The sequence below is a fragment of the Meiothermus taiwanensis WR-220 genome, assembly GCF_003568585.1.
GTDB classification, from domain to species: Bacteria; Deinococcota; Deinococci; order Deinococcales; family Thermaceae; genus Meiothermus; species Meiothermus taiwanensis.
In genome coordinates, this window is record NZ_CP021131.1 from 54,751 (window position 1) to 71,957 (window position 17,207).

14 protein-coding genes and 2 pseudogenes are annotated in these 17,207 nt (G+C 63.1%); 12 read left to right on the top strand and 4 right to left on the bottom strand.

Annotated features, from left to right (window positions below):
- The first annotated feature begins 16 nt into the window (after positions 1 to 16).
- The 5 genes and pseudogenes from MTAI_RS14100 to MTAI_RS15750 all read left to right on the top strand — a co-directional run bounded on the left by MTAI_RS14100 (position 17) and on the right by MTAI_RS15750 (position 5,817).
- A complete protein-coding gene (locus MTAI_RS14100; protein ID WP_043983451.1) occupies positions 17 to 1,282 on the top strand; it encodes an AAA family ATPase in 1,266 nt (421 codons plus the stop codon).
- Complete coding sequence (locus MTAI_RS14105; RefSeq protein WP_027888417.1) at positions 1,279 to 1,914, top strand: DUF4276 family protein; 636 nt, start codon at positions 1,279 to 1,281, stop codon at positions 1,912 to 1,914. The genes MTAI_RS14100 and MTAI_RS14105 overlap by 4 nt, the downstream gene beginning before the upstream one ends.
- Complete coding sequence (locus tag MTAI_RS14110) at positions 1,911 to 4,931, top strand: type I restriction endonuclease subunit R (protein WP_027888418.1); 3,021 nt, start codon at positions 1,911 to 1,913, stop codon at positions 4,929 to 4,931. The genes MTAI_RS14105 and MTAI_RS14110 overlap by 4 nt, the downstream gene beginning before the upstream one ends.
- Positions 4,930 to 5,025: pseudogene (locus tag MTAI_RS15745) on the top strand (hypothetical protein); the annotation flags it as partial. The gene MTAI_RS14110 and the pseudogene MTAI_RS15745, both read left to right, overlap by 2 nt.
- A 50-nt stretch (positions 5,026 to 5,075) precedes the next feature.
- Positions 5,076 to 5,817: pseudogene (locus MTAI_RS15750) on the top strand (transposase).
- 19 nt (positions 5,818 to 5,836) lie between these two features.
- Here MTAI_RS15750 and MTAI_RS14125 read toward each other — a convergent pair.
- Together MTAI_RS14125 and MTAI_RS14130 are read right to left on the bottom strand one after the other, a co-directional pair.
- Positions 5,837 to 6,514: an adenine nucleotide alpha hydrolase gene (locus MTAI_RS14125; protein WP_187388637.1), complete on the bottom strand. Its 678-nt coding sequence runs from the start codon at positions 6,512 to 6,514 to the stop codon at positions 5,837 to 5,839.
- 353 nt (positions 6,515 to 6,867) lie between these two features.
- The gene (locus tag MTAI_RS14130) at positions 6,868 to 8,280 is read right to left on the bottom strand and encodes a glycoside hydrolase family 5 protein (RefSeq protein WP_051349854.1); all 1,413 of its coding nucleotides are present in this window, start codon (positions 8,278 to 8,280) and stop codon (positions 6,868 to 6,870) included.
- Positions 8,281 to 8,372: 92 nt separating this feature from the next.
- Here MTAI_RS14130 and MTAI_RS14135 point away from each other — a divergent pair, with 92 nt between their 5' ends.
- A complete protein-coding gene (locus MTAI_RS14135) occupies positions 8,373 to 8,555 on the top strand; it encodes a hypothetical protein (protein ID WP_147370692.1) in 183 nt (60 codons plus the stop codon).
- 103 nt (positions 8,556 to 8,658) lie between these two features.
- Here MTAI_RS14135 and MTAI_RS14140 read toward each other — a convergent pair whose 3' ends face one another.
- The gene (locus MTAI_RS14140; protein ID WP_027888831.1) at positions 8,659 to 8,958 is read right to left on the bottom strand and encodes a hypothetical protein; all 300 of its coding nucleotides are present in this window, start codon (positions 8,956 to 8,958) and stop codon (positions 8,659 to 8,661) included.
- Between the two features lie 500 nt (positions 8,959 to 9,458).
- Between MTAI_RS14140 and MTAI_RS14145 the strand changes: the two genes are divergently transcribed.
- The 3 genes from MTAI_RS14145 (at position 9,459) to MTAI_RS14155 (ending at position 10,535) form a co-directional block, all read left to right on the top strand.
- Positions 9,459 to 9,851, top strand: a complete 393-nt coding sequence (locus tag MTAI_RS14145) for a HEPN domain-containing protein (protein ID WP_027888830.1) — start codon at positions 9,459 to 9,461, stop codon at positions 9,849 to 9,851.
- Complete coding sequence (locus tag MTAI_RS14150) at positions 9,848 to 10,201, top strand: nucleotidyltransferase domain-containing protein (protein WP_245453153.1); 354 nt, start codon at positions 9,848 to 9,850, stop codon at positions 10,199 to 10,201. Before MTAI_RS14145 ends, MTAI_RS14150 begins: the two co-directional genes overlap by 4 nt.
- A gap of 142 nt (positions 10,202 to 10,343) precedes the next feature.
- A complete protein-coding gene (locus tag MTAI_RS14155) occupies positions 10,344 to 10,535 on the top strand; it encodes a hypothetical protein (RefSeq protein WP_131455706.1) in 192 nt (63 codons plus the stop codon).
- Between the two features lie 112 nt (positions 10,536 to 10,647).
- On the opposite strand, the gene MTAI_RS14160 is transcribed toward MTAI_RS14155, so the two are convergent.
- Positions 10,648 to 11,259: a lysoplasmalogenase gene (locus MTAI_RS14160; protein ID WP_036197520.1), complete on the bottom strand. Its 612-nt coding sequence runs from the start codon at positions 11,257 to 11,259 to the stop codon at positions 10,648 to 10,650.
- A gap of 77 nt (positions 11,260 to 11,336) precedes the next feature.
- Between MTAI_RS14160 and MTAI_RS14165 the strand changes: the two genes are divergently transcribed.
- From MTAI_RS14165 to MTAI_RS14175, 3 genes are read left to right on the top strand one after another with little or no spacing between them, the layout of a single operon-like run.
- Positions 11,337 to 12,056, top strand: a complete 720-nt coding sequence (locus MTAI_RS14165; RefSeq protein ID WP_027888826.1) for a DUF1175 family protein — start codon at positions 11,337 to 11,339, stop codon at positions 12,054 to 12,056.
- A gap of 12 nt (positions 12,057 to 12,068) precedes the next feature.
- The gene (locus MTAI_RS14170) at positions 12,069 to 16,544 is read left to right on the top strand and encodes an alpha-2-macroglobulin family protein (RefSeq protein WP_027888825.1); all 4,476 of its coding nucleotides are present in this window, start codon (positions 12,069 to 12,071) and stop codon (positions 16,542 to 16,544) included.
- Between the two features lie 9 nt (positions 16,545 to 16,553).
- A complete protein-coding gene (locus MTAI_RS14175; RefSeq protein ID WP_027888824.1) occupies positions 16,554 to 17,150 on the top strand; it encodes a hypothetical protein in 597 nt (198 codons plus the stop codon).
- The last annotated feature ends 57 nt before the right edge of the window (positions 17,151 to 17,207 follow it).

The following is a 17,207-nucleotide window of genomic DNA, read 5'->3' on the forward strand; positions in this document are numbered from 1 at the left end:
ACGCTGAGGTGAGGCAATGAATCATCACGAAAAAGATAGGGGGAGAAAGCCGGTAAACAAGCCTGCCTTGCCCCCTCGTGTTGAGTACCTGAAAGTACAGAACTTTCGAGTCCTGCGGGACGTGGAGTTCAACAATCTCTCACCGCTCACCGTCTTGCTTGGACCCAATGGCAGCGGGAAATCCACAGTGTTCGACGTGTTTGCTTTTCTGGCGGAGTGCTTCGAGATGGGGCTGCGCCGGGCGTGGGACAAACGCGGGCGCGCAAAAGAACTCCGGTCACGCGATGCCGAAGGTCCGATCACCCTCGAGATCAAGTATCGGGAACCTGGTTACCCGCTGATTACCTATCACCTGAGCGTAGATGAGAAGGGCGGCAGCCCCGTTGTCGTGGAAGAGTGGTTACAGTGGCGACGCGGCCCGCGCGGCAAACCGTTCCGATTTCTGGATTACCGCGAGGGCAAAGGCCGAGCGGTCAGTGGCGAATTGCCTGACGAGAAAGATCAGCGCGTTGACATTCCCCTAAAGAGTGCTGATTTGCTGGCGGTCAATGCCTTGGGGCAGTTCGAGGAACATCCGCGTGTGGCCGCGTTGCGTGACTTCATCACCGGTTGGTATGTTTCCTATCTTTCGGCGGACAGCGCACGGGGGCAACCCGAAGCTGGCCCTCAGGAACGGCTGTCGCGCACCGGCGACAACCTGGCTAACGTGATCCAATACTTGTCAGAGCAACATCCGGATCGGCTGGAAGAAATCTTCGAGGCGTTGCGTCGGCGTGTCCCTCGCATCGAGAAGGTGCTTTCTGAGACGATGCCGGATGGCCGGTTGCTGCTCCAGATTAAGGACGCGCCGTTTTCGCACCCGGTGCTCGCCCGCTTCGCTTCGGATGGGACGCTGAAAATGCTCGCCTACCTGGTGCTTCTGTACGATCCTACGCCGCCACCCTTCATCGGTATTGAGGAGCCGGAAAATTTCCTGCACCCGCGCCTCTTGCCCGAACTTGCGGAGGAATGCCGGAAAGCTAGCGAACGGACGCAACTCCTTGTTACCACGCATTCGCCCTTCTTTCTCAATGCCCTCCGTCCTGAGGAGGTGTGGGTGTTGTGGCGGGATGAGCAGGGGTACACGCGAAACAAACGGGTTGCGGACATCGAAGGCGTGGCAGATTTTGTCCAGCACGGAGCCCTGTTGGGACATCTCTGGATGGAAGGGTACCTGGGCGTTGGCGACCCGCTCGTCAACGAAGGAATGCCGTCGATTCCAGTGCAGGGAGGCAGGCCATGATGACCTTGCATTACGAAATTCTCGTGGAAGAGCCGTCCATGGAGGCCTTCCTGCAGGGCTTACTCCCCCGATTGCTGCCCCAAGACCGGACCTTTGCCATTCATCCATTTCAGGGCAAGGAGGACTTGCTCACCAAGCTGGAGGCGCGACTCCGCGGATACGCAGCATGGTTGCCTCAGGACTGGCGAATCGTGGTTGTCGTGGATCGGGATGATGACGATTGCCGGCGACTCAAGCAGCGTATGGAAGATATTGCTGCCAAGGTAGGGTTGCGTTCACGCACTCGTTCGCCCTCATGCTGGCAACTGGTGAACCGGATTGTCATCGAGGAATTGGAAGCCTGGTATTTCGCTGCGTGGGATACCGTGTGTGCTGCCTACCCAAAGCTCCCAGCGATCCTACCCCAAAGATATCGCAACTCGGATGCGATAGCTGGGGGAACCTGGGAGGCGTTTGAATGGCTCCTTCAGCGGTACGGCTACTTCAAAGGTGGGCTTGCAAAGATCGAGGTTGCGCGAACCATTGGTCAGAACCTCGATCCGAATCGCTGCCGATCGCCAAGCTTTCAATGTTTTCGCGATGCACTCCTTAAGGCTGTCGGATCAGCCGGACATTGTGACGACAAACCATGAAACCCACCGACATCAGCGAAGCCGGGCTCGAGACGCTGATCTGTCGGGCGCTCACCGGCACCGACTGTGCGCCCCGGCCTGCCGGCTCCCCGGCAGTGATTGCTGAGCCGCCAGCAGCCTACGGCGGCTTGGGCTGGCTGCCGGGTGATCCGGCCGACTACGACCGGGAATATTGCGTTGATCTGGTTCAGCTTGCGGCATTTCTGCGCTCGACGCAGCCTAAGGTGGCTGAAGCGCTCGATCTGGATAACGACGGCCCCACGCGGCGCAAGTTTCTGGCGCGGCTTCAGGGTGAGGTGAGCAAGCGCGGGGTAGTGGACGTGTTGCGCAACGGGATTCAGCACGGGCCGTACCGCATCGAGCTTTTCTACGGCACCCCTTCTCCTGAAAACGAGAAAGCGCGGGTACTGTTTGAGCAGAACCGCTTTAGTGTCACGCGCCAGCTGCGCTATAGCCGCGACGAGACACAGCGGGCACTGGACTTGGCGCTCTTTATCAACGGCCTGCCGGTCTTCACCTTCGAGCTTAAAAACCGTCTGACCAAACAGACGGTGCACGACGCCATCGAGCAGTACAGGCGCGATCGCAACCCGCGTGAGAAGCTCTTTGAACTGGGCCGCTGCGTGGCGCACTTCGCTGTGGACGACAACGAGGTGTGGTTCTGCACCCACCTTCAGGGCAAGGCATCGTGGTTTTTGCCTTTCAACAAGGGGTGGAACGACGGCGCGGGCAACCCACCCAATCCGCAGGGGCTCAAGACCGACTACCTGTGGCGGGAGGTACTCACCCGCGAGAGCTTGACCAATATCCTCGAGCACTACGCGCAACTCATCGAGGAAAAAGACCCCAAGACCGGCAGGAAACGGCGCCGGCAGATCTTCCCGCGCTACCACCAGCTTGATGTGGTGCGAAAACTTTTGGCGGACGCGGCGGCAAACGGTGCAGGCCGACGCTATTTGATCCAGCACTCCGCCGGCAGTGGCAAGTCCAACTCCATCGCCTGGCTGGCCCACCAGCTGATCGGCCTGGCGAAGGATGGCAGGCCTGTCTTCGATTCCATCATCGTGGTGACCGACCGGCGCGTGTTGGATCAGCAAATCCGTGACACGATCAAGCAATTTGCCCAGGTGAACGCTACGGTGGGGCACGCCGAGCGTGCCGGCGACCTCCGGCGCTTCATCCAGAGTGGCAAGAAAATCATTATCACAACGCTGCAAAAGTTCCCGTTTATCCTCGATGAGATCGGCAACGAGCACCGCGGGCGCCGTTTCGCCATCATCATCGATGAGGCGCACTCGAGCCAGGGCGGTCGCACCGCGGCCAAGATGAGCATGGCCTTGTCGGAGGCAGGTAGGGAAGAAGATGACGAGACCTTCGAAGATCAGATCAACCGGCTGATGGAGGCGCGCAAGCTCTTGCCGAATGCCAGCTACTTCGCCTTCACCGCCACCCCCAAGAACAAGACCCTGGAGATATTCGGCGAGCCCGACCCACAGCCCGACGGTACAGTAAAGCATCGCCCGTTCCACACTTACACCATGAAACAGGCCATCCAGGAAGGGTTCATCCTGGATGTGCTGGCCAACTATACGCCGGTGAAGAGCTACTACAAGCTGGTTAAGACCATCGAGGATGACCCGGAGTTCGACGTCAAAAAGGCACAGAAAAAACTGCGCCGCTTCGTGGAGGGCCACGAGCACGCCATCCGGCTCAAGGCCGAGATCATGGTGGATCACTTCCACGAGCAGGTGATCGCCAAGGGCAAGATCGGCGGCCAGGCGCGGGCCATGGTGATCACCGGCAGCATCGAGCGCGCCATTCAGTACTTCCATGCCTTTCAGGCATACCTGGCCGAACGTAAGAGCCCTTACCGGGCGATTGTCGCCTTCTCGGGTGAGTACGAGTACGGCGGGGTCAAGGTCACCGAGTCGAGCCTCAACGGCTTTCCCTCGGCCCAAATTCCCGACAGGATCCGGGAAGACCCCTATCGCTTTTTGATCTGCGCCGATAAGTTCCAGACTGGCTATGACGAGCCGCTCCTGCACACCATGTACGTGGACAAGGTGCTCTCCGGGGTCAAGGCGGTGCAGACGCTTTCCCGCCTCAACCGCGCCCACCCCCAGAAGCACGACACCTTTGTACTGGATTTCGTCAACGATCCAGAGGTGATACGACAGGCCTTTGAGCCCTATTACCGGACGACCATCCTTGCCGACGAAACCGACCCCAACAAGCTGCACGACCTGAAGGCCGACCTGGATGGCTACCAGGTGTACGCGCCTGAACAAGTGGATGAGCTGGTGCGGCTTTATTTGAGCGGGGCCGAGCGCGACCGGCTCGACCCGATCCTTGATGCCTGCGTCGCCACCTACCTGGAGCAACTCGATGAGGATGGTCAGGTGGACTTCAAGGGCAAGGCCAAGGCCTTTCTGCGAACCTATAACTTTCTGTCTTCAATCCTGCCCTACACCAACGCCGAGTGGGAGAAGCTATCGATCTTCCTAGAGTTCCTGGTACCCAAGCTGCCGGCTCCAAAAGAGGAAGACCTCGCCAAGGGCATCCTCGAGGCGATTGATATGGACAGTTACCGGGTGGAAAAGCAGGCGAGCATGAGGATCGCACTTTCCGATGCGGATACCGAGATCGAACCGGTGCCCACGGTGGGTGGCGGACGCAAGCCCGAACCGCAGCTCGACCGTCTCTCAAACATCCTCAAGGCCTTTAACGATCAGTTCGGCAACATTCCCTGGAGCGACGCCGATCGGGTGCGTAAGCTGATCACCGAGGAGATTCCTGCCCGTGTAGCCGCGGACACCGCCTACCAGAACGCGCGCAAGAATTCTGACAAACAGAACGCACGGATTGAGCACGATAGGGCCCTGGTTCGAGTGATGACCGCGCTGCTCAAGGATGATACCGAGCTGTTTAAGCAATTCAGCGACAATGAGTCGTTCCGTCGCTGGCTGGCCGATACGGTATTCGCCTTGACTTACAGCGAAGCTCGTACCTCGGGGTAGCCAGTACGTCTTCGTTGGCGGCTTTGCTCGCCACCTGCGCGATGCCCTTCAGCACGCCTACTTTATCGGCTTCACCGGCACCCCGATTGAGCTCAAGAATGCTAAGAGACTGTCTTAAAACTCTTCCAGACAATATAATCACCCATGGAACCCAGAGAAAGCCGCTATCCGAGCGACTTATCGGACAAGGAGTGGGCGATACTCGGGCCGTTGATGCCTGAACCCTCTTGGTACACTCGTAGACCCAGGGAAAATAGCCGGCGGGAAATCCTCAATGGCATCTTCCACATCACCCGTGGGGGTTGCTCCTGCCGCACTGGAAAACCGTCTATCACTACTTTCGGCTGTGGCGTAAGAGTGGTTTCCTCGAGCGTCTGCACACCACATTGCGGGAGAAGACCCCTACCCGAGTGCGGGCAGTCTGGACAGCCAAAGCGTGAAGACCGGTGAAAAAGGGGGTCAGGGGGTACGACGGTGGCAAGAAAATCAAGGGTCGTAGAGGGCTGGTGCTCAAAGTCAAGGTGCTGCCAGCCCAGATCACCGATGCTGAGGGTGGGAAAGTATTGCTGCAAGCTGCTGGGGCCACCCAGAGAGATTGCTGCCATTTGTGGCTACAAACGCCGGTTCGAGGGGTGGGTCAAGACCACCTTGGGCTGGAGCGACCCGATGCTAACTTATGCGGCATCTGGTGGCCCAAAGACAAACCCATACCCGACGGCCTGGCCGAAGACCGGAGGGTATCGCAGCTTTGTGGTTATCCCCAGGAGTGGAGCGCACTTTTGCTTGGTTGAGCTTCAACCGGGACTACGAGCCACTGTCCGAAACCTCAGAAACCCTGATCTACGCGGCGATGATCCGGCTCATGGTCAGGAGACTGGCCTCCTAGACGGTTTTAAGACAGTTTCTCACCCCGCGGGCATCGCCGGAACCAGATCAGCAAAGTAAAACCCGTCGCGCTCCACGACCTCGCCCACCGCCGCGCACAGGGGCTTGCGGAACATCGGCCCGGCCAGAACACAGGTGTGGAACTCGCCGTTTTCACCACAGGGATCAACGCCCCCCGGCAGATTGTCGAGGAATGCCTGATCGAAGGTACGACCGACGAACGACGGCGGGAGCCTCCTCGGATCCACGCAGGTAACCACCGCCTCGAGGCCGGCCTCGATCATACGGCGGGCGAGCGGCCTGGTTGGCTCGTGCCATAACGGAAAGAGGGGCTCGAGGCCGGTGCCTTGGAGCTGCCTGACCCGGTAGGCGCGGATTTCCTCCAGAAACAGATCTCCGAAGGCCAGGTGGGTTGCTCCCCGCCTGCGCCCGTCGGCGATGGCCGCGCGCATTGCACGCTCGTAGACCTCGTTGGAACAGGGCCATGGAAGGGGGACGAGGTGAAGCGGGAGCCCGACCGCCCGGGCCTGGGCCTCGAGCAGGGCCAGACGGGTGGAGTGCATTGCGACCCGCCCGTGGGTGGTATTCACGGTTGTCAGGAGGCCGATGACCTCCACCTCCGGATCCTGCTGCAGGATGTGCAAGGCCCAGGCGCTGTCCTTGCCGGAACTCCAGGAAAGCAGCACCCTCTTCGGCATCAGGCCAACACCCCGGGCTCAGCCGCAGGGGCTTTCAACCCCCCATCGCTTTCTGCAGCTTCCTTGTGCAAGACCATGGCTGTTACCGATATTAGCAAATGGTAGTGCCAAGCAGGTAACGATCAGTGGGTAAGACCCCCCACCCTGGGCCGCGCTTTGAGCGGATCCTTGCCCCCGTACCCGCCTCGAGCTTTCTAGAAGGGGGCAAGATACCCTACGCCCCTTGCACGTCGGGTGACCGGGCGAAGGCTTTACGGTACACCCGGTACTCGAGCACAGCATAGACCATCGGCCTATGGACGGAGCTATGACACCGGTTTTCCAGTGCGGCGGCAAACAGCAGGGCTTGGAGGCTACGGTTGCTCCGGTACAAGGGCCTTCAGCAAAGGGGTTCGCCACTGCCGGGTGGTGCGGTCGTAGATGCCAAAGCCCGCTGCGAACTCCCAGTAGGCCCAGCTAAAATTGCGCTTCTCCAATTCCGAGCGCACCGCCCCTGTCCAGCGCACCCTCGAGTCCAGATCGCCCTTCTCGTAGGCTCCGAACTCCCCCACGAAGATGGGGCGCCGGTTCTGCTCAGCCCAGCGCTGGGCAAACTCCATGGCCTGGGCTATGGCGTTTTGCTGGTGGGTAAGCAGGGCCAGGGGGCTTCCAGGGCCCCGTAACTCCAGCCTCTCCAGGCGGAAAGCAGCTCGGGCGTTGGGGGAGTTGTTCTGCAAGATCAGGTCTGTAAGCCTGCTGGGGTTGCCGCACTCCGAGAGGTTCACCACCGTTTCCACCCCGCCGCTGGTGGTGACAGCTTTTGCAGGGGCATCCCGGCGGCACGAGACCTGCAGGCTCACGGGTGCGCTGGTTCTAAAGGCAAGACGGTCATACCCCTCCACCCCAGCGTCCGAGTGCAAATAGAACCCGGCCCAGCCTTCCTGGTAGGTGATCTCTAAAGCTTCACCCACAAAACCGACCCGGCTGCCCCAGGACCAGTTCTGCCAGCCCGCCGCGAAGGCCCCCTGGTTCTCCCTCCAGACCACACCGGTAGGTGGAACGGGGTTGAGCCACTCAGCCCCCTGGTGGGTGAACTCCAGGGGATCGTAGTAGTGGAAGGTAACGATCAGGTTGGGATCGTCCGGCAGCCGCAGCTCGGACAGCCGCCACAGCGAGTTCCAACCCACCGGCCCCACAATCACCGCCCGGCTGGGGTTGCTCTCCCGCACCACCCGCAGGGCTTTGGCCAAGAGATCGTTCCACAGCTGGGGATTGTCGTTGAACCGGCCGTGGGGCTCGTTGAGCAGCTCGAAATACACACTGCCCGGCTGGTTGCGGTAGCGCTCAGCAATCTGCCGCCAGATGGATAGGTAGCGGGCTTCCTCGGCCTGGGGGTTGGCGTTGAGCTCGTCGTAGTGGTGCACGTTGACGACGATGTTGAGGCCGCGCCGGGTGGCCTGTGTGACGGCCCAGTCCACCCGGCTGAAGAAGGCCGGGTCTATGGTGTAGGGTGCGGCCCGCCCCGCATGGTGTGTCCAGCTGACGGGCAGCCGAATGGTCTTGAAACCCGCCTCTCTGATCAGCTCGAAAAACCCTTCCTCCAGCCTGACCCCCCAGGCCCCTTCCCAGGGGGCCTCGAGGGCGTTGCCCAGGTTCACCCCCCGGCCCAGCTGGCGGTTGAGCTCGACGATCCCGCCGGTGTCCGGCGCGGGTGTTTGAAGCTGGGTGGATTGGCAGCCTACCGGCCCCAAAACCAGCAGCAACCCACTCACCGCGAGGAAGCGCATGGCCTCATGCTACCACCGGTGCCCCTAAGCGGCCGGCCGGGTACGGGGGTAGACCCTTGCACCTGGGGTAAAATCCGGGCAAGGATTGAAATATGCGGAACATGCGATTGAGTTACCGGCCCGAGAAAGATCGCGAAGGCCTCGACCCGGAGGGGTACGAGAATCTCTCGTTCTACGGCGACTGGTTGACTGAGGAGGAGCTGGCCGATATTGCCCGCATTCTGCGATCGCGCGAGAACCCTTTGCCCAGCCAGCCCGAGGAGGAGATGGACTAGTTCAACAGCCTCGACAGCGGCCTAAGGCATATCAATAAAGCCAGTCTAGAACGGAAAAACCCGAGGGTACGAATCCTCGGGTTTTGCTTTTGGCCCCAAAACGCTACTCCTTGGGGGCCCAATCAGGTAAGCGGGCGTCCTTGGACATGCGGTGGAAGGGTACGTTCTCGTAGTAGATTTTGTCAATCTTGTACTGGAACCGCCACTCGCCCCAGGAGCCGTCGCTGCCCTTGTAGAGGGCGTGGTAGCCCCAGCCGTAGTCGGGCGTCCACAAAGGCACCTTGTCAAAGCCCACCAGCTTCCAGCGCACCCCGTTCTCCTCAAACTCGATGCGGTCTTTGATGGGGAAGCGGTGCGGGGGTAGGCCGTATTCTGGTTCAGCCCAGCGTTTACCGATGCTCATACTCTCACCTCGGGTACAGGATAGCTAGCCGGGTTTTTCTGCTCAGAAGAAATAGCCCCCGGTGAACACCGAAAACCACGATGTCAAGGCAATAAGCCTCCACTGGACAGCCGTCGAACAGGTGTTCGGCGGGGCGTGCAAGAGGGTCTCTTGAACGTCGTCCAGGACGAGCGCTGGGATGGGTCGTTGCACTCAGGTGAGAGCCTGGGGTGAGGGCTCGGACACAATGGCCCCCCTGTGGGGTGGCCGTGGCGTTATGCTTCTTTCTCTTTTGGATATATTTCGCATAATGTGTATTATGCGAAATTAGCCAACGATAAGAACCCTAAGGTACGTTCGACAGTGGTTCCCGATAAAACACCTTACATGCCCGCATGGCTGCTTTGCCCACGAGGGCTACTGTGCGGTGTGGTACTGGGGATACGCTGTGAGGCTTTTGTCGTTGGATTCAATCCTCACTCGAGCGCTCACCAAGTGCGTGGGGCTATACAATACCCTCCGTGGACCTGCAGGAGCTCGAGCGCTGGCTGGCCCAGGCCCGGCACACCCTCACCTCAGCCGAGAGGGACGCCCAGGGCGGCGATTTCGACTGGGCCTGCTTCAAGGCCCAGCAGGCAGGGGAGTATGCCATAAAGGGGCTTCTCAGGGGGCTGGGGCGGCCGGCCTATGGGCACAGCATCATGCGCCTCCTCGAGGAGCTGAGGGCGGGCCATGTAGACGTCCCCGAGGAGCTCGTCGAGGCCGCCCAGGAGCTGGACATCCACTACATCCCCGCGCGCTACCCCGATGCCTACCCCGAGGGAAGCCCCTTCGAGTTTTACAACCCTAGACGGGCCGAGGAGGCCCTCCGGGCGGCCCGACGTATCCTCGCCTGGGTTCGGGAGGCGGTATGAGAAGTATCCTGGCCTCTGCTCTGGCCAGAAGGGCTGAGGAGCGCGAGGCCCTCCTCCAGGAAGCCCGGGCCTATGCGCAGCGGGTACGGAACTCTCTCGGGGAGGCCGAGGTCTACCTCTACGGCTCGGTCGCTCGAGGGGATTTCAACCTGGAAAGCGACATAGACCTCCTGGTGGTCTCCCCTAACCTCCCCAAGGATCCCCTGGAGCGGGCCCGGCTTCTCTTCTCCCTGCGGCAGGGCCGGGAGGAGCCCAAGGGGCTTCTCCCCCAGGAGTTCGCCCAGCTGCGGGCCAGGGGGGGGGCTCTGGTTCCTCGAGGAGGCTGTACCCCTCTAGGGGTAGTGGCGTAGGAGCTCGAGCCCCGACCCACGATGATCCTCCCAGGGCAGCTAGTCGACCAGGGACGCTGGAAACGTGGGCAAGACAGGAGTGGCCGGTCAGCAGCCGAATCTAGCCGTCCTGCTCATGCTGGTGACCAGAGCCTTCCGCAAGATGGTTGTACTTGTGCTTGGCAATCAGATCCACCCCCTGCCGGGCACCCGTGCCTTGAGGCCCCGGCTCAGATACCCCTTCTCCCCCGTGACCACCTGGTACCTCCATCCCTCCAGCAACCGCCCGGCCACCACCCCATCGTGCGAGCAAAACCCGCCGCACAAAGCCCCGCTCAACGACCCGGGCGTGTAGGCGCAGTTCGTGGAAGTACGTGCGGTGGGCGGTGTCAGGTTCTTTTCCGAATTGTGGGAAACGCTCTGAGCAATGGGCCGCTCGAGCCGCCTCCCACCCAGCACCCGTAAACCTACCGTGCGGCCCAGGCCAGCAGGTACTGGGCTGCGTAGTAAAGTGGCAGGCCCAGCAACGGATTCAGCGGCTGCTGCACCACAAAGCGCTGGCGGGCCACGAACAGGTCGGAAAGGTAGAAGAGCAGCGCCCCCAGCCAGATCTCGCTCTGGGCAGTGCCCAGCCCAGCCCAGAGCATCAGGCTGATGACCACCCCGTAGGCCAGCACCGGGGCCTTCCAGCCTCCCAGATGGGGCCACAGCCAGCGCAGCCAGCCATACCCCATCGCCAGCACCAGCAGCAAACCCCCCAAGGAGGGCGCGCCCACCTGCACGAAAGCCCCCAGGTAGGCCAGGTGGGCCAGCAGAAAGGCCCCCAAACCGGCCAGAAAGGCCCGGCTCGAGCCAAAGAGCAAAAGCACATCCCCCACCGCCGAAAGCAGCAACCCCACAAAGATGAGCCTCGCGAACAAGCTATCCAGGCCCAGGCTGAGGGCGAAGAGCAGGAACCCCAACGAACACAGGGATTTGAAGAGGGCTCGAGCCGCGCGCCGATTCTGCCACTCTGCCCACAGCAGCCCCACCAGGCTGAGTCCCCCCAGTCCCAGCACCACCCAACTCCAGTCGTTCATAGCCTTCCACACCGCCTTGAGCCAGCCTTTAGACGGCCCCTAGCTTACCCTGGGTCACGCTACAATCGGAATTGGTCATGAAACACCAGGTGGGGCTACTTGGTTTGATTCTGGCGATAGGCCTGGCCGCACCGTCGTCTAACCTTGCCGACCTCGACCAGGACGGCTATCCCGACGTTGCCGAGTTCCACAGCGCCGTGCAGCGCGAGGCGTTTCTGGAGTGGTTTGCCGCTATTGCCGAGGCCCAGTTCACCGCCCCCTCGCCCGCCTGGCCCCCCCAGGAGCAGGACTGCGCCGGCCTGCTGCGCTTTGCTTTTTTCGAGGCCCTGAAGCCCAAAACCGCGGCCTGGTTCCAGAAGTTTCCCTACCTGCCCAGGGTAGCAGCCCCGCCCCTGAGCGCCTATCCCCTGCCCCAGATTGGCCGCGCGGTCTTCCGCATCGCGCCGGGGGCCTACCGCCCGGACGATGTGCAGGCGGGCCGCCTGGTACCCTGGGCCAGCGCCATGTACCTGATGCGGTACTCGAGCGTCTTCCTGGGCCGCACCCCCGACAAAGCCCGGCGCGGCGACCTCTTGTTTTTCGTGCGCCCTTTGGCCCGGGGCTCGGCCTATCACAGCATGGTGTACCTGGGCAATAACCTGGTGGTCTACCACACCGGCTACGCCCCCTCCGAAGGGGGGGAGGTGCGCATGGTGAGCCTGGAAACCCTGAACAAGCACCCCCAGAAATACTGGCACCCCCGGCCCGACAACCCCTACTTTCTGGGCTTTTACCGCTGGAAAATCGTGAGTTATTAGGAGGCTACGGAGATGAAGCGTTTTGGGCGAGCAGGGTTCGGCATATTCGGTTTGCTTTTTTTGAGTCTGATACCAGGGTCGGCCCAGCGCCCGGAACCCCAGTTGTACGGCGGCGGAACCTACAGCCCCACCCAGCCGGTGCGGCTGGAGTACTACCTGCCGGGGGGTGGCCGCAGCCAGATCCGCCTCTTGCGGATTCGCAACCCCGAGAAGGTGGTGGAACTCGGCGGTCCGCGCGGCTTTCAGCGCACCGGCGAGCTGGACCTGTCGCCGGTGCGTACCGTGCCGGTTTTTGGCACCCAGAATAGGCCCTACGGCGAGGTGAGCCTGGGGCGGCTACCCGAGGGCCTGTACCTGGCCCAGATGGGCACCCCCCGCCCCACCTCGGCCACGCTGGTTCTGGTGACCAACCTGGGGCTGGTGGTCAAGTCGGATCCGCAGCGAATCCTGGCCTATACCGCCAGCCTGGATAGCGGACAGCCGCGCACCGCCCAGATTTTTGTCTCCAAGGACAGGCGCATCGTGCAGCAGGGACGGGCCGAGGGCGGGCTGGCCCTGCTCCAGAGCAACCTGCCCGACACCAGCAACCTGTTTGTGGCGGCCCGCTCGGGCAGCTCCTGGGCCTTTAGCAGCGCCTACTGGCAGCGCTGGAACCTGGAAAAGAATCGGCTTTATCTGGTCACCGACCGCCCGGTCTACCGCCCCGGCCAGACGGTGTTTTTCAAGGGCACCGCCCGCAGCACCAGCGGCCTGCGCCCCATCGCCCATCAGCCGGTGGAGCTGGTGGTGCGCGACTTCGACGACAACGAGGTGTTTTCCGGCCGCTTCACCACCGAAGCCTACGGTAGCTTTTCCGGGCAGTTTCGCCTGGGGCTGGACGTGCGGCTGGGCGGGTATACGCTGGTGGCCCGTCTACAGGGGGAGGAGCACATCGGCGAGTTCGAGGTGCAGGAGTTCGTCAAGCCCGAGTACCGCGTGGAGGTGACCCCCGCAAAGCCCGTAGCGGTGCAGGGGGAGAAGGCCCGCTTTGTGGTGAAAGGCGAGTACCTGTTTGGCGGGCCGGTGGCGGGCGGCAAGGTCAGCTACGCCCTCATCCAGCGGCCCTACTACCGCTTTGCCTACGCCTCGAGCTACGGTTTCTACGAGAATTACGAGTACGAGGACATCTACGAGGGCCGGATCATCGAGCGGGGCGAAGGGCGGCTCAACGCCCAGGGGGAGCTGGTGCTGGAGGTGCCCTTGCAGCCCCTGGGGGAAGACTACCGGCTGACCCTCGAGGCCGGCGTGACCGACGAGGCCGGGCGGGAGATCAGCGGAACCGGGTTTCTCACCGCCTACCGTGCGGGCGTGGTGCTCAACATCCGCACCGACCGCTACGCCTATCAGACCCAGGAGACCCTGAGCGTCACCGTGCAGGCCGAAGACCTCGAGGGCAACCCGGTCGCGCTGCCCTTTTCCCTGAGCGCCAACCGCGTCTACTGGGTGCGGGGCCGGGGCGAACAGCAGGAACGCACCGTCCGCCTGCAGGGGCGCACCGACGCCAGGGGCCAGGCCAGGCTGCAGCTCAGGCTGCCCAAGCAGGGCTCGTATACCCTGGTGGTGGAGGCCCGCGACCGCGCCGGGCGGGCCACCCAGGCCCAGGAGGGGGTCTGGGTCTCGGACGGTTCGTACTGGTTCTGGGACTATAAGAGCCTGAAGATTACCCCCGACAAGCCCCAGTACAGGGTGGGCGAGACCGCCCGCTTCGTGGTGCAGTCGCCGGTGGCGGATGGCTGGGCCCTGGTGAACCTGGAAGGCCCGGGCCTCCGCAAGCCCGAAATTGTGCGCTTCCGGGGCTCCACCTTCACCTACGAGCTGAAGCTCACCCCGGAGATGGCCCCCAACGGCTACCTCGCGGTCACGGTGCTGGGGGGTGGCGAGTACTACAGCGAGGTGGCGGGCTTTTTGCTGCCACCGACGGAGAAATTTTTGAACGTGACGGTGGCCTCCGACAAAACCACCTACAAGCCCGGCGAGACCGCCCTCTTCCGGCTCAAGGTGACCGATGCCAGCGGGCGTGCGGTGAAAAGCCAGGTCACGCTGGGCCTGGTGGACGAGGCCATCTACCTGGTGCGGCCCGAGAAAACCCCGGACATCCGGGCCTTCTTCTGGGGTCTGAAGTCCAACCTGGTGGGCACCCAGACCGCCGGGGGCTTCTACTTTGGCAACGTGGCCCCAGCACCTGCGGTGGCCGGCCGGGCCCCCATGGACAGGGCCGTCTTTGGACAGGCCAAGGAGTCGCTGGCGGCCCCCAAAGTGCGGGAGGACTTCCGCGATACCCTCCTCTGGCTGCCCGCGGTGGAGACCGACGAACGGGGCGAGGCCACGGTAGAGGCTCGCTTCCCCGACAACCTGACCCAGTGGCGCCTGACCGCCCGGGCCATCTCGCTGGCGGATACCGTTGGGCAGGCCACCCAGACCGTAACCACCACCCTGCCGGTGATCGCCCGGCTGAGCACCCCGCGCTTCCTGGTCCGGGGGGACGAGGCCACCTTGCGGGTGATCGGGCAGAACAACCTGGGCGAGAACCAGGAGGGCCAGTTGCGCCTGGTGCCCAGCGGGCTCGAGCTGCTGACCCCACCCACCACACCCGTTAGGCTTCCAGCCGGTGGACGCACCGCTACCAGTTACCGGGTGCAGGCCCGACAAAGCGGCAGCGCTACCCTGGAAGCCTCGGCCCTCACCCCGGCCGCCTCCGATGCCCTGCGCACCCGGCTGCCCATCCTCCCCAGGGGCCTCAAGCAGGAGCTGGGCTGGGCCGGGCAGTCGGGGGATCGCTGGGCGTTTAGCCTGCCCCCCACCACCGACCCCGGCCAGATGCGGGGCCGGCTCTACCTCACCCCCTCGCTGGCCGCTGCGGTCACACCCGCACTCTCCTATCTGGCAGGCTATCCCTATGGCTGCTCCGAACAGACCATGAGCCGCTTTTTGCCCAGTGTGCTGGCCAGGCAGGCCGGTAACTTTGCCCAATTACCCGAAGAACTCGCGCAAAATCTGGACGACTTTGTGGCGGCAGGCCTCAAGCGCCTCTACGACTTCCAGCACGAGGACGGGGGCTGGGGCTTCTGGCAGCACGACGACTCCTCGCTCTACATCTCGTCCTATGTGCTGACCGGGCTCCTGCAGGCCCAGGAGGCCGGTTATCGGGTGCGCGAGGACGTCCTGAAGCGGGGCGTGGCGTATCTGCTCAAAACCCTGAACCGGCCCGACGCCCACACCTACGCCGCCGACGCCGTGGCCTACGCCGCCTATGCCTTTGCCCTGGCCGGGCCCGCGTATATGCCCAAGGAACGTTCCGCTGTCGGGACAGACTTCGCTCGTGCGCCGGGTGGCTTGCAGCGCTCCAACCAACCGCACCTGACCCGAACCGCCAATCAACAAACCCCGCCGCTGGACTTTAGCTACCTGCAAGACTACCTGAGAAGGCCCGACCTCACCCCCTACGGCCATGCGCTGGCGGTGCTGGCCTACCACCACAACGGCAACCGAGCCCTGGCCGAACGGACCCTCGAGGGTCTCCTGGCCCGACTGACCGAGCGCGAACGCACCGCCTACTGGGAGGTGCGGGCCCCGCGCTGGGCCTGGAACGACGACCGTATTGAAGCAACGGCCCGTGGCCTGGAAGCCCTGGCCCGGTTGCGCCCCAACCACCCCGCCGTCCCCAAGATCGTGAACTGGCTGATGCAGGAGCGCAGGGGGGCCCGCTGGGTCTCCACCAAGGACACCGCCGCAGTGGTGATCGCCGCACTGGCCCTGGCGAAGGCTACCGGCGAGCAGCCCGGCGAACAGGAGGTGCAGGTTCGGGTCAACGGGCAGACGCAAACCCTGAAGGTTCCAGCCCGGGGGGCCGAGCTGGCCCTGGAAGGCCTGAAGGTAGGCGAGAACGAGGTACAGGTCACCGGCCAGAATGGCCTGTATATCAGCGGCAGCGTGAGCTATTTCGAGGAGAAGGAGTACCTGCGTCCGGAGTCCCGTGGCCTGCGGGTGGCCCGTACCTATCATAAGCTCACCCCCCGCTACGATGCCAGAACCGAACGCTTTGTCTACGAGCAAAGCCCCCTGACCGGCCCGGTCAAGGCCGGGGAGCTGGTGCTGGTAACCCTCACCGTGCGCCCCGAGCAGGGCGCGCTGCGGTATGTGGTGGTGGAGGAACCCACCCCGGCCGGCCTGGTGGTGGTGGAGAACGACGACTCCTTCCGCATCGCCGGGGTGCGCTCGCGCTTTGGCGACGACTACTACGGCTGGAACTACTGGTTCGACGGGCGGGAGATCCGCGACCGGCAGGTGGAGTTCTTCTTCAGCTACCTGAGCGGGCCCGTCACCTTCACCTACCTGCTGCGGGCCGAGACCCCCGGCCGCTTTACCGCGCTGCCCACGCTGGCCTGGATGATGTACGAGCCGGAGGTGCGCGGGGTGGGGACGGCACGGACGCTGCAGGTGAGCGAGTGAGGTGAGCCGGTGCGCTGGCCCTGGGTGCTGTTTGCTTTTGGGGTCTTTTTCCCCTTGGCCCTGGCCCAGGCCTGGCAGATCGCCAAAGCACCCGGCTTCGTAGTACAGACGGCCTCGCCGGAGGACGCCCGGCACCTGCCCGAGGTCTTCCGGGTGCTGCAAAAAGCCCGGCGGGACTTGATCGCCGCTGGCTATACGCCGCCCCCAGAGGTGCGGGTGGTGGTGCACCCCCACCTGAAGTCCTACCGCGCCGCAACCCGGCTGCCCTGGTTCATCCTGGCCGCGGCCAATCGGAACAGGAACCAGATCGACAGCCAGCGTCTGCGGCTTCTGCTGGAGCGGGGCGCGCTGGAGCGCACCCTGCGTCACGAGCTATTCCACCTGGCCCAGCCCGCGGGCTGGCCCCGCTGGAAAGCCGAAGGGATGGCCCTGCGCTTTGCCGGCGACCGGCCCCGGGCCAGGCCGCTGGAAAACATCGACGAGGCCGAGTTAGAACGTTTGTTGATCAATCCACCCGATCAAGAAACCTTAAACCGGGCGATGGCCACCGCATTTTGGTGGGTGGGGCGCTGGCAAGCCGGCCAGAATCTGCGCCAGCGGCCCTGATGGGCGGTTTGGGAGACATCCTCTCCGGCCTCATTGCGGGCTTGGGCTTCGCCTGCA